Source organism: Desulfosporosinus sp., assembly GCF_014237355.1.
Lineage (GTDB): Bacteria > Bacillota > Desulfitobacteriia > Desulfitobacteriales > Desulfitobacteriaceae > Desulfosporosinus.
Map to the genome: position 1 here is coordinate 52,419 of NZ_JABZFS010000019.1, position 26,594 is coordinate 79,012.

At 40.6% G+C, this 26,594-nt stretch carries 14 protein-coding genes, 1 tRNA gene and 1 pseudogene; 5 read left to right on the top strand and 11 right to left on the bottom strand.

The features are described from left to right. Nucleotides 1–141 precede the first annotated feature (141 nt). Nucleotides 142–270, top strand: coding sequence for a hypothetical protein (locus tag HGJ98_RS04760; RefSeq protein ID WP_291349912.1), 129 nt, complete (start codon nt 142–144; stop codon nt 268–270). Nucleotides 271–358: 88 nt separating this feature from the next. Here HGJ98_RS04760 and HGJ98_RS04765 read toward each other — a convergent pair whose 3' ends face one another. Then, complete coding sequence (locus HGJ98_RS04765) at nt 359–487, bottom strand: hypothetical protein (RefSeq protein WP_291349913.1); 129 nt, start codon at nt 485–487, stop codon at nt 359–361. A 159-nt stretch (nt 488–646) separates the two neighbouring features. Between HGJ98_RS04765 and HGJ98_RS04770 the strand changes: the two genes are divergently transcribed. After that, on the top strand, nt 647–1,966 hold the full coding sequence (locus HGJ98_RS04770) for an aminotransferase class V-fold PLP-dependent enzyme (RefSeq protein ID WP_291349914.1): 1,320 nt from the start codon (nt 647–649) through the stop codon (nt 1,964–1,966). A gap of 69 nt (nt 1,967–2,035) precedes the next feature. Next, the gene (locus HGJ98_RS04775; protein ID WP_291349915.1) at nt 2,036–2,512 is read left to right on the top strand and encodes a DsrE/DsrF/DrsH-like family protein; all 477 of its coding nucleotides are present in this window, start codon (nt 2,036–2,038) and stop codon (nt 2,510–2,512) included. Here the strand turns inward: HGJ98_RS04775 and HGJ98_RS04780 are convergent. Then, nucleotides 2,509–3,135: a ribonuclease H family protein gene (locus HGJ98_RS04780; protein ID WP_291349916.1), complete on the bottom strand. Its 627-nt coding sequence runs from the start codon at nt 3,133–3,135 to the stop codon at nt 2,509–2,511. The two genes, HGJ98_RS04775 and HGJ98_RS04780, sit on opposite strands and share 4 nt — an antisense overlap. A gap of 263 nt (nt 3,136–3,398) precedes the next feature. On the opposite strand from HGJ98_RS04780, the gene HGJ98_RS04785 reads away from it, so the two are divergent. Further along, nucleotides 3,399–4,061: a type II toxin-antitoxin system RelE/ParE family toxin gene (locus HGJ98_RS04785; RefSeq protein WP_291349917.1), complete on the top strand. Its 663-nt coding sequence runs from the start codon at nt 3,399–3,401 to the stop codon at nt 4,059–4,061. Between the two features lie 183 nt (nt 4,062–4,244). Here the strand turns inward: HGJ98_RS04785 and HGJ98_RS04790 are convergent, their stop codons facing one another. The 7 genes from HGJ98_RS04790 to HGJ98_RS04820 form a co-directional block, all read right to left on the bottom strand. Continuing rightward, on the bottom strand, nt 4,245–5,780 hold the full coding sequence (locus HGJ98_RS04790; protein WP_291349918.1) for a methyl-accepting chemotaxis protein: 1,536 nt from the start codon (nt 5,778–5,780) through the stop codon (nt 4,245–4,247). A 278-nt stretch (nt 5,781–6,058) separates the two neighbouring features. Next, a complete protein-coding gene (locus tag HGJ98_RS04795; RefSeq protein WP_291349919.1) occupies nt 6,059–6,781 on the bottom strand; it encodes a bifunctional 2-polyprenyl-6-hydroxyphenol methylase/3-demethylubiquinol 3-O-methyltransferase UbiG in 723 nt (240 codons plus the stop codon). Between the two features lie 73 nt (nt 6,782–6,854). Then, on the bottom strand, nt 6,855–15,437 hold the full coding sequence (locus HGJ98_RS04800) for a glucoamylase family protein (protein WP_291349920.1): 8,583 nt from the start codon (nt 15,435–15,437) through the stop codon (nt 6,855–6,857). 123 nt (nt 15,438–15,560) lie between these two features. After that, nucleotides 15,561–18,116 (bottom strand): DNA translocase FtsK, encoded by a 2,556-nt coding sequence (locus HGJ98_RS04805; protein WP_291349921.1) that lies wholly within the window; start codon nt 18,114–18,116, stop codon nt 15,561–15,563. Nucleotides 18,117–18,191: 75 nt separating this feature from the next. Beyond that, a complete protein-coding gene (locus HGJ98_RS04810; protein WP_291349927.1) occupies nt 18,192–19,154 on the bottom strand; it encodes a metal-dependent hydrolase in 963 nt (320 codons plus the stop codon). A gap of 242 nt (nt 19,155–19,396) precedes the next feature. Beyond that, nucleotides 19,397–20,284, bottom strand: coding sequence for a BON domain-containing protein (locus HGJ98_RS04815; RefSeq protein ID WP_291349922.1), 888 nt, complete (start codon nt 20,282–20,284; stop codon nt 19,397–19,399). Nucleotides 20,285–20,458: 174 nt separating this feature from the next. Continuing rightward, the gene (locus tag HGJ98_RS04820) at nt 20,459–21,286 is read right to left on the bottom strand and encodes a PHP domain-containing protein (protein ID WP_291349923.1); all 828 of its coding nucleotides are present in this window, start codon (nt 21,284–21,286) and stop codon (nt 20,459–20,461) included. A 207-nt stretch (nt 21,287–21,493) separates the two neighbouring features. On the opposite strand from HGJ98_RS04820, the gene HGJ98_RS04825 reads away from it, so the two are divergent. Continuing rightward, nucleotides 21,494–21,567 (top strand) — tRNA-Trp (locus tag HGJ98_RS04825). Nucleotides 21,568–21,883: 316 nt separating this feature from the next. Here HGJ98_RS04825 and HGJ98_RS04830 read toward each other — a convergent pair. Together HGJ98_RS04830 and HGJ98_RS04835 are read right to left on the bottom strand one after the other, a co-directional pair. Next, entirely contained in the window at nt 21,884–26,236 is a 4,353-nt protein-coding gene (locus HGJ98_RS04830) for a 2-hydroxyacyl-CoA dehydratase (protein ID WP_291349924.1), read from the bottom strand. A 48-nt stretch (nt 26,237–26,284) separates the two neighbouring features. After that, nucleotides 26,285–26,594: pseudogene (locus HGJ98_RS04835) on the bottom strand (TetR/AcrR family transcriptional regulator); the annotation flags it as partial.

Here is a 26,594-nt window from a genome sequence, read left to right on the forward strand (position 1 = left end):
ATAGGAAATAATTAGTCAAGTTATCCTTTCCTCCTATAATAGGTCAAGCATCAGATTAAACAATTCTGGGAACTATTTTATAGAGACTCGTTTCAGTCCCTCACTTATTCCTCATAGCCTAACGAAAGGAGATTAAACTAAATGAGCAATAAGAAAACTGACAAATCTAGAACTCATGCTGCCAATCTTGATGATCAACGCCAAAACTCAGACGATGATAAGAAAAAGTTCCCAACAAATCCTACCAATAAACCCAAAGATAGAATCTAGACCTGAAACTAAATTACGACATTATAGGGCAGTTAACAAACTCCGTAGTTTATTAACTGCCCTATTTCACCTGCCAGAGCCAAAGAAGTTAAGATTTGTCATTCACTAATTCATCTTTAGCCTTTTTTTGTTCCTGTTTAAATTCAGCACTTCTAGAATCATACTTCGCACTAGTATACCCCTTTGTATGCTTTTGTATTTCGCCTGTCTTCTTCATATCTACCCTCCAACATCTTAATTTCATCAACATGATTATTATGTTTCAGTAACAGGAATATCATGTAGCTTAAGTACTTCTGTCACCTTTTTCACTGCAGATAAATATCATGCTATCAGGTAATAACCCGTATAATATCGACAAGCTTGAGGTGATTAGATGAATTTAAGCTTTAAATTAGCCAAATCGAGTTACAGACATTTAGTTGTTGGAGCTGATACAAAAATTCCTCTCCCAAACGGACGATATACCACAGCCATTAATTTTGATAACGCTGCTTCAACTCCCCCGTTTGTTTCTGTTATGGAAGAGATTAATCAGTTTGCGAGTATGTATTCTTCCATCCATCGTGGCACAGGTTACAAGTCTCAGGTCTCTTCCAAACTTTTTGAAGACGCCAGGTCAGTGGTTCTAAAATTCGTTAATGCCGACCCTTTTAGAGATACTGTCGTATTCGTAAAAAATACTACGGAAGCAATCAACAAATTATCCTATCGTTTATGGGATGGTAATAAGAAGAGTGTTATCCTATCTACTTGGATGGAACACCATTCGAATGATCTCCCCTGGAGAGGTAAATTTCAAGTCGATTATGTTCAAACAGATTCCTCGGGGAAATTAAGTTTAGAAGACCTAGAGAATCGCTTAGCCAAACATAAGGGCAATGTAAAGCTAGTTACTGTTACTGGGGCCTCTAATGTCACTGGATATGTAAATCCAATACATAAAATTGCTGAACTGGCCCACCGCTACAAGGCAAAAATTTTGGTAGATGGTGCACAATTGGTTCCCCATAACTCAGTCAATATGAACCCAAACAATCCACTTCAACGTATCGATTATCTCACATTTTCTGCTCATAAAATGTATGCCCCTTTTGGCATTGGGGTTCTTATTGGCCCGCAAGAAACGTTTCAAAAAGGGGTCTCTGAATTAGTTGGAGGTGGAACTGCAGAAACAGTCACTCATGATTGGATTGTCTGGGAAAAGCCTCCTCATAATGAAGAAGCCGGTTCTCCCAATGTCATGGGAGTCGTCGCGCTGGTAACAGCGATTAGAACCTTGAGTTCATTAGGCATGAAGACAATTGATCATTATGAAAATCAGCTTACAAACTATGCTAATTCAAAGCTGAAGTTAATTCCAGGGATCACTCTGTATTCTCATACAGCCCCAGGTGAACCTCGGATTGGGGTTATTCCCTTTAATATCAAAGGGATTGAACATGAAAAGGTCGCTACTATTTTATCAGACCAAGCGGGTATTGCCGTACGAACGGGTTGTTTCTGTACCCAACCCTATATTCAAAGGCTGCTATCAATTTCGCCAAAACAAATGGAGTTTTATAGAAAACGCAGAGATGCACCTCGGCCAGGAGTGGTTCGGCTTAGCTTTGGATTATACAATGACTTTAGCGAAATCGATGTCTTAATTAGATTTTTAGAAAGGATCGCTAAGCACCCAACATCTTACATTTAAGAAACTTATATAAACACCTATTTCTACTTATAATAGGGTTTATATACTGATCATAAAGGGGTGCGAAAATTGAACAAGAAAATGAACTTGCTCATGTTTAGTGGCGACTATGATAAAGCCTTAGCAGCGCTAATACTTGCCAATTCTGCTCGAGAATTAGATGTCGATGTGACTATGTTCTTTGCATTTTGGGGACTTTGTCTCGTTCGTGATCCTGAAAAAGCGACTTCAGAGGATAAAACTCTTTACGAAAAGATGTTTGGAATGGTTACACCTAAGGGACCAGAAGAGTTACCCCTCTCTCGAATGAACATGGTTGGATTGGGAAAACAAATGCTCCTAGAAATGATGGAAGACGACAAAGCTCCCTCTTTAACAGACTTTCTGAACGGAGCCAGAAAAAAAGGGGTTAAATTTTACGGATGTAAACTATCCGTTGATGTTATGGGTTTTAAAGAAGACGAGCTGCTGCCGGAAGTCCAAATCATCACCGCTAAAGAGTACTTAGCAGATGCGCTTGAATCAGACATGCAGCTCTTTATTTAGTTTTTTGTCCTTATCCCTAGGGCTTCTTTTGCCAGCCGGTCTACGTAATCGTTAAACCGATCTCCGCTATGACCGGTTACCTTTTTAAATTCGTACAGCCCATGATGAGCTCTCATGAACGCAACATAGGCTTGTGTAAACTTATTCTTTGCTTGCCAATCTCCGGTAACCCATAAAGAAATACCTGAATAATCGTGATAGATACGTATACGAACATTCAGGGATTTAGCTTTTTCCACCGCATGGCGTACAGCTGCGATTTCTCCTGCTACATTTCTCATACTTGCAGCTTCAAGGTCTTCCCCAACTCCTTTGTTCTCATAAATGACCTCGCCATCCTTAACAAAGGCATAGCCATAAGAATACTTCCCATTGACATAACTTCCATCAGTATAAACTTCATAATCAATATCCATGGGTGTTTTGGCTTGGGAATCTCCACACTCCTGATATTCACTAGGTTTCTCTGCTCCATTCAACCACTCAAGTGCTTCCGCTTTGGTTTCAAACCCTTTATAGAGAGCTCCTTTAAATCCTTTAACCGACGCCTCACATTCCAACCAATTCGTAAAAATCCCAGTCTTATGCCCTTTCTTTACTATGTAGAAATTTTTCTTACCCAAAGTCTGTCCCCCTAACAATTTGTGGATCTTATCTAAATCCCCATTGTTTAAACTCTAATTATAATCTTTTTCGATTAAAATGTTAAATGGAATGATCGATAAATCCCCGAGGTAATTTTACTAAATCTATATCTCAAAATTAAATTCTGTGCATATACTCAGAATAGAAGGAATATTCGGAATATTGTAGAAACTATATAGTTATAGAATATAATTCCGACCTTAACCCTGTTGTAAAAATGAATGTTGAAGGAGGAGTATCTATGGAAACTTATCGGGTAAAGGTTGGTACCGAAGGAGAACTCGTCTTGCCTATACAATTACGAGAGCTCTTTGGACTTGTTGAAGAGGATACTTTAGATCTATGTGTTGGCTCAGAAGGTAAAGTCTTTGTACGCACCGCTGAGCGATCTGTTCGACCGCTTTCAGATTTTTTCGAGGACTTAATTGTAAGTGATTTACTTGCCAAAGGGTGTAGCGGGGATTGTCTTAAAAATAAACTTTTAGAACGCAAACTGAAACTAAGTACCATACTCGACAGAATGTCAGAAGAAGCTTATAGGGCACATAAGAACGGTCAAGCCATCAAATGCTGGGAGGCGCAAGCATTAACTTCTTTAGGCATTGAAAACGTCCCTAAAGGGATATATGATGTAAGAATTACTACGAGTGGCATTCATGATTTAGTAGTCCTTCGTAAAGAAGAGCTTAAAGAAATTATAACAGTATTTGAAAGCTTAGAACAAGACCCCTGCGCTTTTAAGAAACTACGAGGGCCGTATTATGAGACTTATCGTGCTTCTTTTCGGTGTGGAACTAAGGAATGCCGGGTTGTTTACACGATTTTCGAACCAGAAAAACTCATTGTTATCCTGACAGTTGGAGCACGTAAATTCATCTATGATCGGCTTAATGGAATAGCGTAATCGATGTTCGAGGTTCGAAGTTCGAGGTTCGAATTTGAATTGTTTTCTAAGGAAAACAAAGTAAAAGCTATCCTAATATAGAAGGAAGCCAATATAGTAGTCGGGCTTCCTTCTATATTTTATGACAATAATTAGTTAGTACTGTGCTCATTCAACTTAAAGTTGAACATCGAAACTTCGGTGCTAGCATTCTGCACATTCGCCGTCACAGGAAGAACCATTTCGGTTGCTTCCAAATAGCTTAATCCCCTTAGTTGACATATCTTCAACTGCTAAGGCCACTTTATCTAACTGTCCAAAAATGCTTCTCGAAAGTTCTTCCGCATTACGATAGGAATCCTGAGCCTTTTCTTGTTGACCTGCTTTCACTGCATCAATACCGATTTGCCCAATTTTGTGGAATTCATCATGTATAGCCGATATCTTTCTCCATTCATCGGCGATTAAGCCATAAGAAACATGGACTGCATGATAAAAATGACCGAAAGCACATTTACTGGAATCAGTCTGTAGCGGATATATAGTCATTTCATCGACCATTTGTTTGAAATTATTTAACCAACTGGCATGAGCCTTTTTTGCGTCTATAATGGTTGCTAAGAATTCTTGATTATTCAAGGCATTGCCACTGCCCTGTAGTGAACTCATTTGTTCTTTTACAATGGTTGAAATTTCATCATCAATTTTTGCAATTTCCTTGGCAGATTCAGCACTGGCTAAAGCATCTCTATGAATTATTTGGGTCATTAAAGTCAGCTCTTCTGCATCACGGCTTGATACTTCCATTGCCTGATTAATCTCATTGGTAGCAATTTTTATTCCTTCCATGGAGTGATTAATGAGTTGAACATCACTGATGGTTGTTTTCAGCATATCAACATTTCGTTCCATTGTATTTGTTATAGTATCGATTTTGGAACTCATCTTCTCGGTTAGAGACATAGTATTATCCATACTTTGTTTTCCCTCTTTTGCGGCAGTTTGAATATTACCGACAAAAGATTTCATACTTTCGAGGTTTCTCTTAGTATCATCCGCTAATTTCCTGATCTCTTCGGCAACTACCGAAAAGCCGCGACCATTCTCCCCTGCCCTCGCTGCCTCAATAGATGCATTTAGAGCAAGTAGATTCGTCTGCTCTGCTATCTCCCCAACACCCTTAACTATATCATTAACTCTATTAGCCATTTCCACCAATTGAGCTATTTTTTCTCCCATGATATTGGCATCGAGCATAACATTGTTCTTTAATTCATTAACCTCTCGTAATTGGTCTAAACTAACTTGATTATTTTGAACCAAATCCTCCGAGGCATCAGACAGTTGAGATAATGTTGCGGAGGTTTTTTCTACCGTTGAATTCACCTCGCTCATTCCTGCGTTTGTTTGTTCAACAACAGCTAAATTGGATTCACTTAGAAGAGCCATTTTCTTTGCAAAATCAATCAATTGATGAGCTATATGAGACATATTAACATCAAAACTGCTTAAAGTCGCTGCAATTTTTAACAGTTTTTTCGTAGAAGAACCCATTTGCCGTTCATTATCGAATAGTTTAACAAAATAACTTACCATCCTTTTATGAATTGGATAGTCAATTTTAGGCTCCACAGCTTCTATACCCTGAGATCTCTCTTCTACGTAGTTAAAAATAGCGGTCGTTTCCTCACATGGTGGTTTCTTAGAAAAGATGTTCAATACTTCCCCTATGCTTTTCATAGTACTATCTCCTTTCTCAACAATTTGCCTTACAAGTGTTCTGCTTCTTCTCTAAGAGTGAGCACTGATTGGGTATTTGCGAACTCTAAATATATATTTCCTTTTTACTTATTCACCAAATTTTTTCAAATTCCTTTATAACCATTTCAAATTTATATATTTTTTATATAAAAACTCAACTTAAACAAGTATTGCTTTTAAACAAATATAAACCAGTACCTTTACTACTATACAAAGGTACTGGTTTATTGTGCATTACATTTTTTTCGAACCTAATCTTACCGGGTTATTCGCCTAGCAGAAACAATAGTTGCTGGAGAATTTTCCGTCCAAGGGGCTTTTTCAAAGTTTCCCCACAGACCGGATACTTCCCAGCCGGTCTCTTGCAGGGCTTTTTTTAAGTGTATCGATGTAACTGGAAACAAAATATTAACTCCAGATATAGCTTGACTAGTGTCTGGAAACTCGATTTTCATGGAAAAATCGAGTTTCCCATCGGATCTGTAATTATAGAAACGATAAAATGCGAGATGAGACGTCTTGATCGTGGGCAATTCTCTGACTTGATTGGCCAAGATCCGATCGTAGTTTACAGTTTGCAATAGCAGATGCGTTCCCTTCTGCCCGAACTGAGCCAAGACCTGATTAAGCTCTGTTTCTCCGGACACGTGGGCTAAAGTATTTCCTAAACACACAATCCCCCCAAATTCCCCAGGGATATCGCTAAGGTCCCGCATATCTGCGGTAACAAACGAACAACAACTCCCTAGCTCTTCGCCCTTTTTCTTAGATATCTCAATCATCTCATCACTTAAGTCCACACCTAGCACCCGTACACCCGTTCGACACATTTCCAATGCAAAGGTGCCAGTACCACATCCTATATCCAGTATTGACGTTAGTTTCTCCTGTTCTAGGTAATCGTGCAAAAATTTCTTCTGAGGTGCTTTTAGAGGAAATATTTCATCATAATGTTCGGATAAGGCGCGATAAAAATCCATCTAAGTATCCCATCCTCTCTCATATGCCAAGGCGAATTCTCTTCCTAAACCGACTCATAAGCCTCAATTAAGGTTACATGATTAAACGAACCGTATGAGTTTGGCCGTCGTCCTTTAAATTAATGACAGGGTCAAGTAACTCTTCTTTGTCTAAGGTTATTTTTACACATCCCGACATCTTTGAGTTAGGATTCTCTATCAAGATTTTATAGGTTGTGCTTTGATACTGATAAGTTAAGCTAAAGCCCGGCCAGCGGCTGGGAATACACGGTTTTAAGACTAATCTGTCTCCTTGACGTGTAAATCCAAGAATTCCTTCTAGTCCCGCTTGATACATCCACCCTGCAGCTCCAGTATACCACGTCCATCCTCCTCGGCCTACATGTGAAGGAGTAGCATAAACATCAGCTGCCATAACATAGGGTTCAACTTTATAGCGATGAACTTCGTGTTCCGTGCGAGCATGGTGAATAGGACTTAACATTTGAAAGAGTTCAGCCGCCTTATCCCCATCTCCCAAGGTTGCATAAGCTAAAATTGACCAAATTGCTCCGTGAGTGTACTGTCCACCGTTTTCGCGAACACCAGGAACATACCCTTTAATATACCCGGGGTCAGGTAAAAATTCGTCAAAAGCCGGAGTTAACAAGAGGAGAAGGCCGTCTTCTTTACGCCATAAATAGTGTTCCAAAGCCAACATGGCATCCTTTGCTCGAGTGGATCGTGCTGCCCCAGAAAGAACTGACCAGGACTGGGCGAGAGCATCAATTTGACATTCCGTATTCCGAGAAGACCCTAAGGGTGTTCCATCATCGAAATATGCCCTTCGATACCATCCTCCATCCCAACCATGCACTTCAATATTACCTTGAAGTTCTTCCGCAAGACGACGATACCGAACTCCTCGCTCAAGATCCTGACGCTCATCACATATACTTGCAAAGCGGACCAACGTTAGGTACAGAAACCATCCAAGCCACACACTTTCTCCTTTACCTTGGTGTCCGATCCGGCTGAAGCCGTCATTCCAATCCCCAGAGCCGATCAGAGGTAAACCATGTTCCCCAAAGCGCATTCCTCTTTCAATAGCACGCCAACAATGCTCATACACAGTGCCTTGTTCAGCGGAAATCCTGGGAACTGAGTATCGCTCATCCTCGTCCTCTCCTAGAGGTTCATCTTCTAAGAACTCTGTCACTTCGTCCAAAACACCCATGTCTCCTGTACGTTCAATATAATGACAGGTAACAAAGGGTAACCACAATAAATCATCTGAGAATTTGGTTCGGATTCCTTTCCCCTTTTCTTGATGCCACCAATGCTGTACATCCCCTTCGATGAACTGATGTCTGCAATGGATAAGGATTTGATTGCGAGTGACCATGGGATCTGTATAGACAAGGGACATAACATCCTGCAACTGATCCCTATAGCCATAGGCTCCCCCTGATTGATAAAACGCAGAACGTGCCCATAACCGACATACAATGGTTTGATATAGGAGCCAACGATTTAGCAGCAAATTCATGGACAAATCTGGGGTTTGTACCTGAATATTTCCCAGCAACTTATCCCAATGTTGTAGTACTTGGTTAAATGCCTCACTGATCTTTTCAGGTTGTACATACTCAGAGATGATTTGCTCCGCCATCTGACGATTTTCAGTTTCACCTAACAAGAATGTAATTTTACGATTCTGCCCAGCCGGTATGGTAACTTCGAGTTGCATAGCAGAACATGGGTCTAGCCCTGCTCCTACGGATTCCGAAAAGGCATCTAGCTTTAAACCCAAGGGATCTTCTAAACTACCGTTACGACCAATAAACTCTGAACGATCTCCTGTGTAACTTGTTACAGTGGCTCCAGATGCATTTAGAAAACCGATTCTGCCGTGATAGTCTTCTTGATAAGTGTTTTGAACAAAAAACGTGTTACGGTCTTGATCATACTCTGTCACTAAATAAGGTGCAGTTTGATCACGTACAACTCCTAATACCCATTCAACGTAGTAGAATACACTTAGGTGTCTTTCCTGATCCGTCGTATTAGATAACGACAATTCGATAATCTTGACAGGTTTATCCATGGGAACAAAAAGGCGAAGATTCTGCTTCACTCCACCACTGGAATGCTCATAATTAGAGTACCCTTGACCATGTCGAATGACATATGAACCATTTTCCCGTTTTGGTTTAGCTGTTACGGACCAGGAATGGCCCGTATCTTCATCCCGCAGATAAAGTGCCTCCCCAACGGGATCTAGAATAGGATCATTTGACCAAGGAGTAAGCTTATATTCCCTACTGTTTTGAGACCATGTATAACCAGCACCAACTTCGGATACTTGAAACCCAAACGTTGAATTGGCAATGACGTTAATCCAGGGTAAGGGAGTGTTCCTACCTTCCTGTAATTCGATGATATACTCTTTTCCATCTTCGCTAAATCCGCCGTATCCATTGGCAAAAAGCATCTGGCTTCTGAAATCTTCTCCGGGCATCTCTTGGGGCTTAGTCTCATAATTAAGTGATTTTTGAGGTTGATCCAGATTAGATGCTTCAAGAAGCATTGGTTCCTTGCTGCTAAGTTTAGCTTTCTTGCGAACTTGAACAGTGCAGGATCCTCCCTCTCCACTAAAGGTCATTCGGGCAACTGTACAAATAAGATTGATCACCTCTGGCTGTACATGCCCTTTTTGCAGTACAAATACACCACTAGGTTGATTCAACAGATCCCTCGCATGTCCCATTGAGATGAAATCTCGCAGGTTATCTTGGAATGTCTGAACATACCCGCTCTCATCCTCATTAAGGATAACTAGATCAGCAAACAATCCTTTAAGTCTCCAATATTCATGGATTGTCAAAAGTTTACGAACTAAATCTAGATGCTCAGCCTTGTCAACTCGAACCAAAACAATTGGCAGATCCCCTGAAATCGCATAAGGCCATAAGGCTGACTGCCCTTTACGATTTTGTTTAATGCATTCCGCTACATCCCTGCGACAAGGACTAAGATAAAGCAAATGACCTCCAAGGCTTAAAGCCTCATTAGCCTGGGCTGCTGTCAAGTTTAAATGGCGAAGTTCCATTTTGCTATGTGTCCATGCTAACTCAAAAGCTCTATTAACTGAGAGAGGATCCTGATATTTCTCAGCAATACGTAGGGCCTCCTCACGGCTTTCCGCATATCCAACAGAAAAGGAGATCCTAGCAGTTTTCCCTGGACTGATTCTTACTCGCTGGCGTAGGCTCATAATAGGATCTAGTACTGCTCCCACCGTATTCGATAAAGGATGATTGGCATCTAAGGCTTGCGGCTTGGCGAGACTCCTGCCTCGTCCAATAAAACGTGCCCGATCCGTCTCATATTGAAGTGAGCCAACTCCTTCGCCCTCGATAGCTACTGTGTGCATAAGCCATAATCTTTTTTGATTTTCACTCCGGGGTCGTCTAGACGCTAAAAGGGCCTCATGGGTAAATTCAGTTTGAATAAAGAGATTGCCAAACGCAGGGTGGGCAAGATCCTCACTCTGCCTTGCTAAGACCACTTCAAAATAGCTTGTCACTTCGATCGTTCGATCATGGTTACTATGATTTGTTAAGGAAATCCGGCGCATCTCTGCTTGATCTTCCGGAGAAACGACAATTTCGGTATGGGTTGTTATGTTCCCATCCTTCCGACAAAACTCCACTTGATCCGGGGCATAAGTTACCTTGTAATCCTCACCCGAATCCCGACAAGGTTGATAAGCAGCTGACCAAACATCACCGGAATTTAAATTTTGGATATAGAAGTACATACCCCAGGCGTCCTGGGTAACATCTTCCCTCCATCTCGAGACACAAATAGTCTTAAAACGACTAAATCCTGCCCCCGAATTCGTCATCATCACAGAATACTGTCCATTGGAAATGCAGTGCGCAACAGGAATAGGGCTATCTACAGTATTTATTAGTGTGAATTGATTTTTCTCCAGTTCGAGATCGTCGGTTTGTTGCTTGGCAACCTGATGTTTGTCTTCGGGTTGAGGAATGATAGGGACAGCCTCCGGCAAACGTTCCTGTAACAAAAGCTCTGTAGACTTGATCAAGGCTTCATTATGTAAGCGCTGCTGCATGACATTTTTATTTAATACGTTATCAATAGCTAAAAGACTCATTCCTTGGTGATGGGCCATAAAACTCTGAACCAGCTTGAACGAACGCCCTACCTGAACTCGTTCACTTGTAAAATCGATGGCTTCATATAACCCATAGCGACCCCCAAAACCTCTCTGGTCCATCGTCGAAATATTTGAAATCCACTCACTAGGAGAAACCATAAGGGCTAAAAAACTAGCATAGGGAGCAATTACAAGGTCTTGAATTAAACCTCGTTTTAGTCCCAACCCGGGAACCCCAAACGCTTTATACTGATAATTAAGTTGAGGATCAAACGCGTGAAATCCTGATTCGGATATACCCCAAGGTACATTATGTTCCTGGCCATACTTTCTCTGAACATCCACAACAGAGCGATAGGTTTCATCAAGAAGAGTTCCTTCATAGTTCTTCATGACAATAAGCGGCATTAAGAATTCAAACATCGTGCCACTCCAGGAAACTAAACTTCGCTTTCCCTTCGTCATTGTTAATGAACGTCCAAGTTTAAACCAATGGCTCGGTGGCACATCTCCTTTGGCAATTGCAAAAAAACTTGCTTGACGCGCTTCGGATGCTAACAAATCATAATATGACCTATCAAGTTTGCCTTCCGAGACATTATAACCAATCGAGAAAAGTTGACGTGATTCGTCAAACAACGGTTGAAAATCTGTAGCTAAGGCTATCTCTTCTATGCGTAACTTTAACTCTTCAGATTTATTAATATACTCCCTGGTCTTAAGCATCGCTGGTTCGATGATCTTACTAAACTCAGAGGTAAAACGGCCGTTCTCCAGTTTGTCTCCATAGAACTTTGCTAATTCCTGGAGACTAAGATTATTTAACCCCTGATCATTGAGGATTGTTTGGGCCTCTAAGCAGTTTTGATTGCTAATCCAAGGGTATAGCTCCAGCAACTCTTGCTGAAACCCTCGAACCATCCTATCCAAACTACTTGCCCAGTATAAGCCCTCTTTGCCTAATTGTTGCTCTAAAACATGCATCGGCCATAAGGATAGGAGATTCCCCCAGGTTTGTAAACTCAATGCCTCTTCAGAACTTAGAATTCGATCCAATTCCCGACCAAATCGATTAAGCTCTTCATAGTCACCTTGTCCGACCGCTTCATTCAGGAGGGTATAGGTATCCTTAAGCCCATTAGCCTGTTGCAACAAATTAAGCACCGGTTTTTCTAATATCTCAACTAACCCGGACTTTAGAGTCATCAAATACATTACAAAGTTTCCACTGTCAACTGTCGAGATATACCTAGGTTCCAAGGGCTTAAGGGTCTGAGTATCGTACCAATTGTAAAGATGCCCTTGCCAATGTTCTAGTTCATGAAGAGTTCCAAGGGTTTTTTCAATAATTTCATAGACCTTGGCCAAGGGAATATATCCAAAATCCCTAGCCGCCAAATTGGTCAGCAGGGCTAGTCCTATGTTCGTAGGAGACGTTCTATGAGCCACTCCGTTAGGGGGATCAATTTGCACATTGTCTGGCGGAAGCCAGTGATCCTCCTGGCAAACATAGTCTTCAAAAAATGCCCATATTTTTCGACTGAAGCGGCGCAATACAAGCTCTTCTGAAATCGAGAGGGTTATTTTTTTATGTTGAATTGGTATGCTTAGGCGATAAGCAAACCAAATTGAGACTACCCAAGCAATCCCCACCGGCCCAAAAGAACCTAACTTTGCAGGGAAAGCATAACCGAGGATCAAAACTGCACACAAGACAAAGAGAGTAACTGGCCACATTTTTATGAACATGGTTTTTAGGCTTGCATCTAAGCGTTTCTCGGCATCTAAGGCAGTTTCCCACTCTAACAGGTGTCGATGTGAAACAAACTGTCGGTACAGGCTTCTTATGATCGCATCGAGCATGATCCAAGCCTGAAAGGGAAGAAACAAGAATTGAAGTATTGACTGCAAAGCCAAGGTCCCTAGATCAGGGACAAGATTGCCTTTTTCAGCACGTTCATTGAAAAGTTGGGTAAGAAGATATAGGACAATAGGTAAAAGCAAACTCAAGGAGAGGATACCAAGCCAGACCAAGGGGTCTACTGAAAGAACTGTAAACCCTAACATAATGAGTAATAACAGAGCAGGAGCTTCTAAGCTTCTTCTCAAATTATCAAAAATCTTCCAACGGGCTAAAAAGGGAATAGGCTTGGATAACCACGGAATCAGCTGCCAATCTCCCCTTACCCATCGATGCTGTCGACACATATAGGCAAGGTAGTTGGCTGGAAAACCATCCACCAACTCTACGTCTGATACAAGACCGGCCCTGGCATATAATCCTTCAATTAAGTCATGGCTCAAAATGGTATTTTCAGGAAACCTATGATTTGTTACTTTATGGAATACCTCAATATCATAGATTCCTTTCCCGGTAAAGATGCCTTCTCCAAATAAATCCTGATACACATCTGATATAGCAGTAGTATAGGGGTCGACTCCCACTCTGCCAGAAAAGATTCGAGCAAATTTCGAGGCACCGGCTTTGAGAATAGATACTCCCACACGGGGCTGTAAAATTGCGTAACCGTGTATGACTCGCTCGCCATCTGCACTAAGTTGAGGCGCATGTAACGGATGAGCGATGGTTCCAATCAACCTTTTTGCTATTCCCCGTGGCAATTGGGTATCAGCATCAAGAGTTATAATATAACGAAAGGTAGGCAAAAGTGAGAGTTCTCCAATTTGAATATTAAAACTAGTTGCTCCTTCTTGTCTCAAAAGTCGGTTGAATTCAACGAGTTTACCTCGTTTTCTCTCCCAGCCCATCCATACACCTTCAGAATCGTTGAATAGCCTTTTTCGATGGAAAAAGTAAAAGCGATTATCTCCATATTTAGCATTTAATCGATTTATAGCAACTGTTGCGGCAGAAACGATTTCGTTATCTGTTTCTACAACCTCTGTCTTCGCATCAGTAAAATCACCCAACACGGCAAAATGTAAATTCTCATCCCGATTAGCATGAAAATAGACTTCAATCTCATTGACAAGTTCATTAACCCTACCAACGCTGGTTAGTAAGGTTGGAATAACAACCATAGTGCGTAATTGTGCAGGGATTCCATCTCTTAATTCTAGTTTTGGCAGAAACGATGGACGAACGAATTCCGAAGCCATCCAGTTCACTAAAGGGATTACAATACTACTTGCCCAAATCAATAAGCCGATGAACAATAGTATATAACTTAGGGAGAGAGGGGTCTCTAGAATTGCGTAAGGTAATAAAAAGCCAAATAGGCAGATTACTCCTACGAACAGACTACCAAAATAGTATGATTCAGGTTGCTTGAGAATCCCACGACGCAACTTAGTCCAAACGTCCCTGGGTTTTCCAAAGTCCTCTTCTAATTCTTGTTCTAGATCTTCCCGGCCCTGAGCTGTCAAATAATAACCTACATGTGAGGAAATAAAATCTCCCTGTTCATGTGCTTTTTGTGCTCTCGATACTACTTTACGAGCAACAACGAGTTCAGACACTCTGAAGTTTCTTGCTATTTTCTCCACGGAATGCCGGTAGGAATCCCTTGATTGAAAGTCCATTTCTGGATAAACCTTGCTGGGATCCTTTTTAAAGATACGTTCAACTAAACTAACCTCTTCAAAAAAGCGCGGCCAATCTTCAGCATTTATAAAATGAATGCTCATAATTGCGTGTCCCATGGACACTTGGCACATTGTCTGATGTTGCCGTTCAAGTTTTGCCAGTTCTTCAATCGTAGTACCTTGTTTTGCTATAGCACGATCTACCCACTGTAATAAGGGTACAACATCTGCACCAAGCTCCCGTATGCGTTTTAAGATTTGCTCCGCGTAAGCGGAGGAAAAGTTTTCTTGTGGATTAAGGGATTTTAGAATAGAATCCCACTCTTCTAGCCCATGTTCTGATTCTAATAAGGGCTTAACCCAACGGTCTGCGGCTTCTCTTTCTGTTTGAGTAAAGAGAATTTGTTCGGTCAACCTACGAATATTTTCTAATAGGATAATGCGCAGCATAATTGGAATCGCCCAGAGTTCACCGCTGGATAGCGGTACTTGAACCTGGTAAGTGTTAATAAATGCTTTGAGTGTATCACTTTGCAATTGACTATCTGTGTGTTCGATCAGTTCAATTAATAACCCATAAATTCGCGGGTAACCTTGATAATCACCACTTGCACTTGGGGTTAATTCGAGCTCAAACTTCTCAGGGAGGCTGTTTTGAATCTCAAGCTTTAGGTCTTTGAGACTATAAAAGTTATCCAGTAACCATTCGGTAGCAGGTACAATGTCCTGGGTTTTTGTAGAATAATCGACAATCTCACCGTAGGCCTGCTCTAAAAATTTCATATTTTCTTTTACCCTAGGCAGTAAGGATCGTTTCAGCTGACCTTTTCCCTGATTAACACTCGAACGAGCAATCTCTTCAGCATGACTAAGCAAATCTTCCCCATGAAGTACAATATCTTTATAGGGTTTATTCGTGTTTGTAGATCGTGTGAAAAACTTCATTCTCAGTCTCCGTCATATTTTTTTTACTAGAACATCATTTATGCATTATTCCCATTTCCCCTTACTTCATTCATCAATAAGAAACACCCTTACCAGTATGGCAAGGGTGTTTGGTCATAATCATCATCCGAATCGTTCATTAAATTCTTCGAGAGTTAAGAGAACCTGCCTCGGCTTACTACCTTCGTAAGCTCCAACAATCCCTTGTTCTTCAAGCATATCCATTAATCGAGCTGCTCTAGTATAGCCTAATTTCAACCTGCGCTGAAGATAAGATACTGATGCTATGCCCGTCTTGATAAATAATTGTCCTGCGTCTATGAACAACGCGTCATCAGGTCCATTTCCCTCTTCGCTTTTGACCGTCGCTTCCGCAAAAAGTCGTTCTGGATCAAGGTATTCTGGTTTCCCCAATCCTTTCCAATGCATAATGACTCGTTGAACTTCGTCATCCGTAACCAAACAACCTTGGACACGAAGTGCCTTATTCACACCAAGGGGAGAATATAGCATATCCCCTCGTCCAAGTAACTTTTCTGCGCCAGTTGCATCGAGAATTGTGCGAGAATCAATTTGAGACGAAACAGCAAAGGAAATTCTGCTGGGAATATTAGCCTTGATCACACCAGTAATAACATCGACTGATGGCCGTTGAGTCGCAATGACTAGATGAATCCCTGCTGCTCGAGCCATTTGAGCTAACCGACATATGGCTTCTTCAACTTCCCCAGCCGCAACCATCATTAAGTCTGCTAATTCATCAATAATTACAACGACCAATGGCATTGCAGGTGTATCTCTGGAAGTTTCCCCCGCTTTCAATTTATTGTAACGATCAATATCTCGAACCCCGGAAGCCGCAAATAATTCATACCTATTTTCCATTTCTTTAACGATCCATTTCAAAGCACTTGCAGCTTTTTTCGGGTCGACCACAACTGGAGCCAATAGGTGGGGGATGCCGTTATACTGACTAAGCTCCACCATTTTAGGGTCTACAAGTAGAAACTTTACTTCATCTGGGGTTGCATTAAAGAGGATTGAATTAATGATCGTAGTAATGCATACACTTTTACCCGAACCCGTAGCCCCTGCGACAAGGAGATGCGGCATTTTTATTAAATCTGCAATAATAGGTTGATCTGCAATATCTTTACCTAAAGCAACTTTAAGTTTGGATGGGTATTCTCCAAAATGTGAGGTTTCCAGAACTTCCCGAAAGGGTACAGAGTGGGCCTGTTTATTCGGGACTTCAATTCCGATAGCCGCTTTCCCAGGGATAGGTGCCTCAATGCGCACATCCCGAGCAGCAAGCCCTAGAGCAATATCATCGGATAAATTTACAATCTTACTGATTTTAACGCCAGGTGCAGGTGCTAACTCATAACGTGTAATGACCGGGCCTCTAGTCACACGAATTACTCTAGCTTTAACTCCAAAATCTAAAAGCACCTTTTCAAGTTGCCTTGTTGTTTCTGGATCCTGTATTAGGGTCCTTTGCGGTATTGGTTCTAATAGGTTGAAAGCAGGGAATTCCCAGTGTTTAACCTTTTCAAGGGACTGAGGAACCACCGGCTTAACTGTCTCTAATTTAATGACTTGCTCAACAAAGTCCGATTTCAAGGAGGCAGCAGCCGCCACAGGAGCTTCAAGCTCGAGCACAATCTCAGGATTAAACTCTAATCCTAAGTCGACATCTAGGCTATTCGGCTCATTCATATCCCCTTTAGGATTCGGTTCAGATAGAAGAACACAATTAGCTTCTAGTACTGCCACTGGTTCTGATTTTGGTGCTGGCTCTGATTCTGGATCTAGTTCTGATTCTGATTCTGGCCCTGATACAGATTCCGTCTCCATTATGTCCAAAGACTTGAGATTTGATATGGATTGAAGGTTTAATTCCATTTCTTCAGTCTTGCTAATTGAATCTTTTTCAATTCTCTGCTCTCGGGAGCTTTCGTCTTCCTTGAATTGAGCTAAGAACTCTTCCTGTTCCGTTTTAGACTTAAAGACTGAAGGTAAGTGCGTTGCTTTCACTGGCGATTCTACCGGCCTTACATTCGTCACAGGTTTTTTTCTCTCTTCCCTGGCAAGGTCTAATCGTTCCTCTTGATCAACTTCATTAAAATAATGTTTAAGCCCTTTTAACACTGTCATATTTGGTTGCTTTTTTAGTCTGATGGATTTCCCTGTTCCAAAGTAAGAAGGAAAATCCTTACCCATTTCTTTCATTTCTTCGGCCTTTTCCATATCTTTGTCCTTCATTTCTACCCAATTTGGCGAAGAAAAGTATTGATTGAACCCCTTTAAACTCACAAGTTTTCCTGAAGGAAGAGGAATATCCTTAGAGTTAGGGAATTGATCCATCGTTCCTTCTGCAGAGTGCTTATGGCGCTTATTTATAGGTGTACGTGAATTCTTCACAGACTTCATGTCTGAGTTTTCCACCGATATAGAGCTAAATATAGATGAATTAAGCCATAGTAAAAGAGCTAAAACAAAACATAAGAAGGGTCCTGCCCAGGCTAATCCTCCCATAAACCTCTTAAACATAGAACTAACCGGTGCTCCTATGGAAAAATCGAAAGCGCCCAGTAGTCCAGTAAGCGCTAACACCATTAAAAGAACACTAATAAGTTTCAGCCAAAAAGAACTACCTTTATTTCTTCCTTTCGACATACCTCTACCTCCTCACTTTATTCATTATGGTAGATGAGCTAGGTGAATGTCAAAAGATTTTTTCCATAGGATCACCTAATAACTTAACAGTACACCTTTTTGATTAGGTAAAGGATGGAATATTTCTTGAGATATTTCTCCATCTAAGGTGACGTAGACTCTACCAGTGTATAAAAAATCTCCTTTTGCCCAATAACGCAAGTCTAAAAATTCAACGATACATTCTTCAGTATCTGAAAAATGAGTAATAACATGATAATAGGGAGTAAACTGACTAAATATTTCAGCCAGATTTCCTTCTAGAGCATTAGCAACCGAAGGATGATCTTGGTTAAACTTCGGCAGAACACGGCAGATTGAAGGCTTTTGATTACGGATAATCCCAAAGCTGACATGCTCCTCTTGAAAAAGGATAAAATTCCACGTAAAAGGATGATACATGGCAGGAATAACTTTTACTTGATCTTTATCAGTTATTTGATAGATATTTATCAATCGATCTCTTATCTCAATTCGTCCTAAGTGACGATATCCTAGATAGAGTACACTTAACAATAAAGCAGTTTGCGAAGAGATACTTGCTAATGTAGGGTTAGTCAGTGAAATTATTAAAGACACTAATAATAAACCAAAAACTACAGGGTCAGTTAGCATAATCATATCAACCGTAATTTTTTTGCGTGAAAATGGCCATAGAAGCTCCGCCCCATAAGAGTTTAATAAATCCATTACTCCATGAGACATGGTTCCAATTAGAGTCCAAAGAATAACTGTGGCCCAGGAAGTCGTTGGAAAAAGAAAATGCAATACTGTGCCAAGACCTAGAGCTGAGGCAGTTAAAGCAATCAGGGAATGACTTGCTCCTCTATGCTTTAATAGATAGTTCAAACGACCTTTTACGTGAGCTATAATGTCTAGATCAGGCAACATTGCACCTAAAGTACAGCCTAAAAAAACAGGATCATACAGCTGCATAGAATGGCCAGAAAGAGTACTTAGAGCAATTCCAATTAAGCCATGTGTAATAGGGTCCAATATAACTCACCCCCAAATTTTTTGTGCTGGAGTTGCTATGTTAAGCAATCCCCATTATAGCATGACTCTCTAATAATAGAGCCATGTTTCAACTTCCAAATTTACCATTTTATGTTATACTAACTTCCTGGATATGTCTGTTATGCCCAAGCTTATAAATAGATGTCAAGAAAAAAGAGCCCTTCATCTCAGATGAAAAGGCTCTTCGAGCTTATTATTTAGTAAAAGTTTATAGGCAAACTGGGCTATTTAATGGAGTGTGCTGCTACCTTGATTGAGTTATTGACATTATGAATCTCTGGGATATGTTGAATTATTTTCTCCGCCCATTCTCGATCTTCTTCAGAGTATACTTCCCCGGTTAAGAAGGCAATACCATTTTGAACGAAGGCACGAATTTGACCAGAATTCAAACGATGTTGACCAAGCTTAGCAACCAGTTGCTCTGTTAACCATAGGTCTTCTCCTTGTGATCTGTGACGGGTCAATATCTCACTGACCACGGCTTTTACACCTGGGGCCTGATAAGCGGTCTCTACCGCCCACTCCATAGCTTCTTGTGTATCAACAAGTCCAGATAAAGTGATCAAACCATTGCGAGCCTCTGTCTTAATCTCATGTGCATCTACCCAGGGAGAGGCAACTAGCGCATTTTCTACACGATTAACAAGAGTTGCATCGTCCACAGCTTTTTCTAAGAACTGAATTTCACTACGAATCTCTTTTACACCACGAACTTGAGAAGCTAAGCGTTTAGCCAAGCGTTCCGTGCTCTGGGTTTCAACATGCCCGAGGAGAGTGGCAATACCTTTGCTTACTCGACAGCCCAAATGCATAATCTCGTCAAAATTTGACCCTTGAAATCGTTCTATAATCCCCTTTTCAATGTCTTTATCTTTGATATTCCCATCATCAGCCACTGTTAAGGAATTATCTAATTCTCGAACTCCATCTATTCGTCCAATTCTACTCCCAAAGAAATCCTTTTCAACGAGACTATCAACAATGCCCCAAATAATTGCTTTATCCCCTTTAACCTTCACGTGAATTCCTTGGGCACTTTCCCCAAAATGTGTATGAATAAGGTTTTTGATGTCCCGCAGAACATCTATTTCCGCTCGTGAATTATGCATAAATTCTCCCTCCACATGAAAACTCTTTACTCTTTTCACTTAGAGGGTATTTTATCCCAAGTCATTGTCTTTTACTCTGCACTATGATTGTTAAGATTTACAATTTGCATGCCGCAAGTTTTTCTAAACGATGTAATTGATCACTTAAGCCTAAAATAATTAATCGCACTAAAACTAAATTGATAAGTAGGATCTTAGTTTCTGTACACTATCATAGGGGACATCTATTTGACCGAGCTTTACATACCCAGAGGGGCCGTGATAATCACTGCCTCCGGTTGATAAAATGGCAAATTTCTTGGCGACTTCAGTATAGTATTGAATAAGTTCTGATTGTCTCTCCCAGTATCCATAGTATACTTCAAGTCCGATTGGACGATAGGCTAAGAGAGAGAATATCATTTGCGGATCCCAAAGTAGCCCAGGATGAGCAACAACAGGTAGTCCACCGCAAGAAAAAATAAGATCGACGGCATCTTCGAACGTATGATTTAGATAGGGTAAGTGGGCAACTCCGCCAGGACGAAAATGAGCTGCAATTTCTCGCCAATTTTTCTGACTACTCCCATTTTTCTGGTGATAAATTGCTCTCATAATATGCCCTTTAGTTACGGCTCCGGTCGCTCCGACTTCTTTCTCAACATCTTCCCAACCTAAGGAAATCCCGCCACTCTTTAAACACTCGACCATATCATGAGCCAAATCAGTGCGCTGAGCCCGAATCTCTTTCAAGCGGTCTTGTAAAACTGGATGATTTACGTTATTGAAATATCCGAGGAGATGAACCTCATGGCCTTGATAGCTGGTTAACAGTTCTACACCTGGAATAACTTTAATATTAAATTCTTTTGCCAGACTTTCAGCTTCACTAACTGCTTGGGTACTTTCATGGTCCGTAATAGCTAAAGTTTGAACGTTATTTTTATGTGCAAGCTTAATGACCTCTTCTACCGAAAGTAAGCCATCAGATTCATGCGTATGAACGTGTAAATCGGACCTCAAAGAACACCCCTCCCCCATCTTTGAATAGTACAGTTCTATATAGAACAAAGAGATCAGAGATTAGTTCGTTTATAGTAGCCTATTCTGTTTTTTCTCTAAAAATCCTGCCTAACAGAATGGGTTACATTCCAAAAACTTAAATACTTGAATTTACTTATTGACACATTTATCTTTTTCCGATATAATTCATTTCGTTGCTGAAATTACAGGGGATTAGTTTAATGGTAGAACAGCGGTCTCCAAAACCGTCGGTGGGAGTTCGACTCTCTCATCCCCTGCCAAGAAAAAAATAAACACCGCAAGGAATTGCGGTGTTTTTCTTACGTATAGAAAGCATAAGTTTAGGGTTCCCCTTTACTATCTAAGTTAATCTAGTTACTTGTCATACTGAGCGCAGCGAAGCTTCAGTCGTTCCTCCTTCAGGATGACATAGCGGTTGAGTTGCTTTCATACCGATGACAAGGTTCTTTACTTCGTTCAGAATGAAAGAGAATTACTAAATCAAAGCCCTCTTCAGTCCATTGGTTGCACTGAAGAGGGCTTTATGATTCTGCAGAGTCTATTATCCCTATTTAAAGAAATCGCACTGTTTATCCCTTAATCCAATTTGCACTCGATTATATTCGAGTCTCCATTCAAAACCATCGCCAAAGTACAATCTTCCGAATTAGCCCCCAAATCCAACAAGGTTGGTTTAGCTTCAACTGACTTCCCACCGAGATCATCCAGAGCTACTGAGAGCATGAGCTTAATCCGATTAAGTTGATTAACTTCACTTGCCCCAGGGTCATAATCTATGGCAGCAATGTTTGCTTTGGGGTAGGAACGCCTAATCTCTCTAATCATACCTTTACCCGTTATATGGTTCGGTAAGCAAGCGAAGGGTTGCAGACAGACGATGTTACTGACCCCGCTCCGAATCAACTCGATCATTTCTCCGGTTAGAAACCAGCCTTCGCCGCACTGATTGGCGAGAGAGAGATGATTTTCCGCATACTTAGCGATCTCTTCAATAGGTTTCGGGGCCTCAAAACGTTTGCTAGCCTTAAGCGCCTTTTTCATCTCTTTTCGATAAGATTCTATTCTATTAATCGAGAAATACCCAGAAACCATCTCCCAGAAACCACCTGAAAGTTTCCGATACTTAATGCGGTTATCAAAAGCGCCATATAAGAGAAAGTCGGTGAGGTCCGGAACCACCGCTTCCGCCCCTTCAGCCTCTAATAACTCTACAATATTGTTATTGGCTGTAGGATGGAACTTGACAAGAATTTCACCTACAACTCCTACCTTCGGTTTAACTAAATCTTCGTAAAGTTCCAAGCTATCAAAATCCGCCACGATTTGACGAATATTCTCTGAATGCTCTTTTCCGCTTCCACTCTTCAACGAGACTTGACACCGCTTGACCCAATAGTCATATAGAAGATTGGCAGACCCTGGGAATTTTTCATAAGGTCGAACTCTATATAAAACTCGCATTAGCAGATCCCCATAAATTAAGCCTCGCATGATCTTATTAAACATAGGAATTGTAAATTTAAAACCGGGATTCGTTTCCAAGTTAGATGAATTTCCTGTATTTAAGGCAATCACCGGAACATGTTCCATATTCGCATCTCTTAATGCTTTTCTAATAAAAGCGATATAGTTTGTTGCTCGACATCCACCACCCGTTTGAGTCATTATTACTGAAGTGTTGTTTATATCATACTTACCAGATTTCAATGCTTTCATCAGTTGACCAACAACGATAATCGCAGGATAGCAAGCATCATTATGCACATACCTTAATCCCTCATCGATGGCAGATTTGTCAACAGATGGCAGGAATTCGACTCTGTAGCCCGCATCCTCAAAGGCTGTTTTAAAGAATTGGAAATGAATCGGTGACATTTGGGGGGCTAAAATTGTATGTGTTTTTTTCATTTCCCAAGTAAATACGGCCCTCGTCGGTAGATCATAACGTTTACTAGGAACGAACTCTCGTTTATCTCGTTCTTTGATAGCTGCAATTAAGGAACGCACACGTATTCTTGCAGCACCTAAATTATTAATCTCATCAATTTTCAAAACTGTATATATCTTTCCGTAGGCATCAAGTATCTCTTTAATCTGATCCGTGGTTACTGCATCAAGTCCGCATCCAAAGGAGTTCAATTGAATCAACTCTAGGTCTTTTTCCTGGGCAACATAGCTGGCCGCATTATACTCTCTAGAATGGTACACCCATTGATCAACCACACGTAAAGGTCTTTGGACATTACCTAAGTGTTGAATGGAATCTTCGGACAGCACGGCAAATCCATAGGAACTTATCATCTCAGGGATACCGTGGTTAACTTCTGGATCAATATGATAAGGTCTGCCTACAAGGACGATTCCCTTGATCTTGTTCTCTCGAATATATTTGAGAGTTTCTTCCCCTTTTAATCTTACTTCTTCCTTGTAACGATCTAGCTCAGTATAAGCCTTATCCATAGCACGAGCCAACTCATGCTTGGGTATACCTTCAGGTTTTAACTCTTCGACCAGGCGCTTTAACATTCTTCGCGGCAGATCAATGGGTAAAAAAGGGTGGTAGAATCTTACATTTGGTTCCCTAAGACAATCCATATTAGCATTTATCGTCTCGGGGTAAGACGTAACTATAGGACAATTGTAATGATTGTCAGCGTTTGGATCTTCTTGGCGAGTATAAGGAATACAGGGATAAAAAAGCTTAGTTACCCCTTTTTTAATTAAGTCAGCAATATGACCATGAACTAATTTAGCAGGATAACAAGCAGAATCAGAAGGAATTGTTTCCATGCCAAGCTCATAAATCTGATTTGAGGATCGCCCAGAAATCACAACTTGATACCCAAGTTCTGTAAAGAAGGTGAACCAGAATGGATAGTCCTCATAAATATTTAAGACTCTCGGAATTCCAATCGTACCTCTTGATGCCTGATCTCGGCTTAAAGGCTTATAATTAAAGACCCTTCTGTACTTGTATTCGTAAAGGTTAGGGATTTGACGTTTAACAAGCTCCTTACCAGCTCCTCGTTCACACCGGTTACCTGAAACATAATTATGACCACCTGAGAAATGCTTGATACTTATGAGACAATTATTGCCACACAATCCACAACGCTTCATCTTGGTATTCGTCGTGAAGTTGAATAAATCATCCCCCTGCACAAGACTTGTTTGATAACCGGTTTCGTATTGATTTCTGGCAATTAAAGCAGCTCCAAAGGCCCCCATTATACCGGCAATATCAGGTCGAACCACCTCTTTATTGGTGATTTTCTCAAAGGCGCGAAGGACGGCCTCATTATAAAAGGTTCCCCCTTGAACGACAATTTTCTGGCCAAGTTCTTCAACACTTCTTAAACGGATCACTTTATACAAAGCATTCTTGATGACTGAAATGGATATCCCCGCCGAGATATCGCTAATCTCAGCACCTTCTTTCTGGGCTTGTTTTACTTTAGAGTTCATGAAGACAGTACATCGAGTACCAAGATCCACAGGATGTCTAGATCCTTGGCTTAATTGAGCAAATTCTTGGACATCCAGATTTAAAGAGTTTGCAAAGGTTTCCACAAAGGACCCACACCCTGACGAACAGGCTTCATTTAAGGTTATGGACTCAATAACCCCATCTCGAACCACCAAACTTTTCATGTCCTGTCCACCGATATCTAGAACAAAGTCCACGCCCGGTTGAAAAAAGTTAGCTGCAGTGTAATGAGCAACAGTTTCAATTTCTCCAATATCCACTTTGAGCGCGGCTTTTATAAGATGTTCTCCGTATCCTGTAACAGCAGAATTCACAATTTTAGTACGATGGTTTAATTTTTCATATAAACCCTTTAGGGCTTCGACTGTGGATTCTAAAGGTTTGCCCAGATTGCTCCCGTAATAGGAATACAACAAGCTTCCCTTTTCATCGACTAGGGCGACCTTAGTAGTTGTTGAACCAGCATCAATACCAAGATAGGCATTACCTTGATAATCATCTAGTTCTACTCGGCTAACCTTATGCAAGGAATGTCTCTGCTTAAACAGTTTATATTCCTCATCGTTGGCAAATAAAATCTCTAATTCTTCGTTTTCAGAATTGTCTACCTTTAAAATCTCTGGTACTTTTTCAAATAAATATTTAAGGGTTATCGGTGACATATCTCCTGAAGACAATGCAGCCCCGATAGCGACGAAGAACTGAGAGTTCTCAGGAAATATAACATTCTTAGACTCCAACTTTAGAGTTTCAATAAAGCGTCGTCTTAGCTCAGACATAAAATGTAAAGGTCCACCTAAAAATGCTACATTTCCATTGATCGGTCGTCCCTGCGCCAACCCGCTAATCGTCTGATTGACAACAGCTTGAAGAACAGACACCGCAATATCTTCCTTGGCCGCTCCTTCATTTAATAATGGCTGTACATCGGTCTTGGCAAAAACTCCACACCTAGAAGCAATTGGGTAAATGTGATCATAACTTTTAGCAAGCTCATTTAATCCCATGGCATCCGTTTGCAATAAGGAAGCCATCTGATCAATAAAAGCACCTGTCCCTCCGGCACAGGTTCCATTCATTCGTTGTTCGACGGATTCACCCAAATATGTGATCTTGGCATCTTCGCCGCCAAGTTCTATGGCCGTGTGCGTATCTGGAATGACAACTCTTATGGCATTTGTGCAAGCAATAACTTCTTGAATAAAGGGTACTTCTAAAGTTTGAGAAATATTGTAGCCACCAGAGCCTGTGACCATTAGAGTCACTAAATGCCCCTGCATAATTGCTTTGGCATCATTAAGCACTGAAATAACCGTATTTCTAATATTTGAAAAATGTCTTAAATACTTCTTATAAACAATATTTTTATTGTTATCTAAAATAACGATCTTTACTGTCGTAGAACCTACGTCCAAACCGATATTTAAAATTCTACTACTCATTTTCTTCCTCCACTATGCATAACATTCAAAAAAAATTCATTTTTGAAGTCATTTATAACTGGCAATTCCTTTTGTAAATATTTTAACATGATTTGTAATACATGTTTGAATATCGGTTTCAAAAGTAAGCTCGTTCATAACTAAAGATGTTAAAAATAAGCCAAAATTAGTTGCTAAAAAACTAGCAGCCAAGGTATCTGGATTTTCACTGATTGCCCCCCTATTTCTCATTTCTTCGAAATAAGAGCACAAGTGTTTCTTAAACTCATTTGGAAGCTTAAATAATTCCGCTTCAAAGTTAGCGTTTTCTTCTTCATTCTTTAAATGCATTAAAATAATCTTCCGATTTTTATACAAT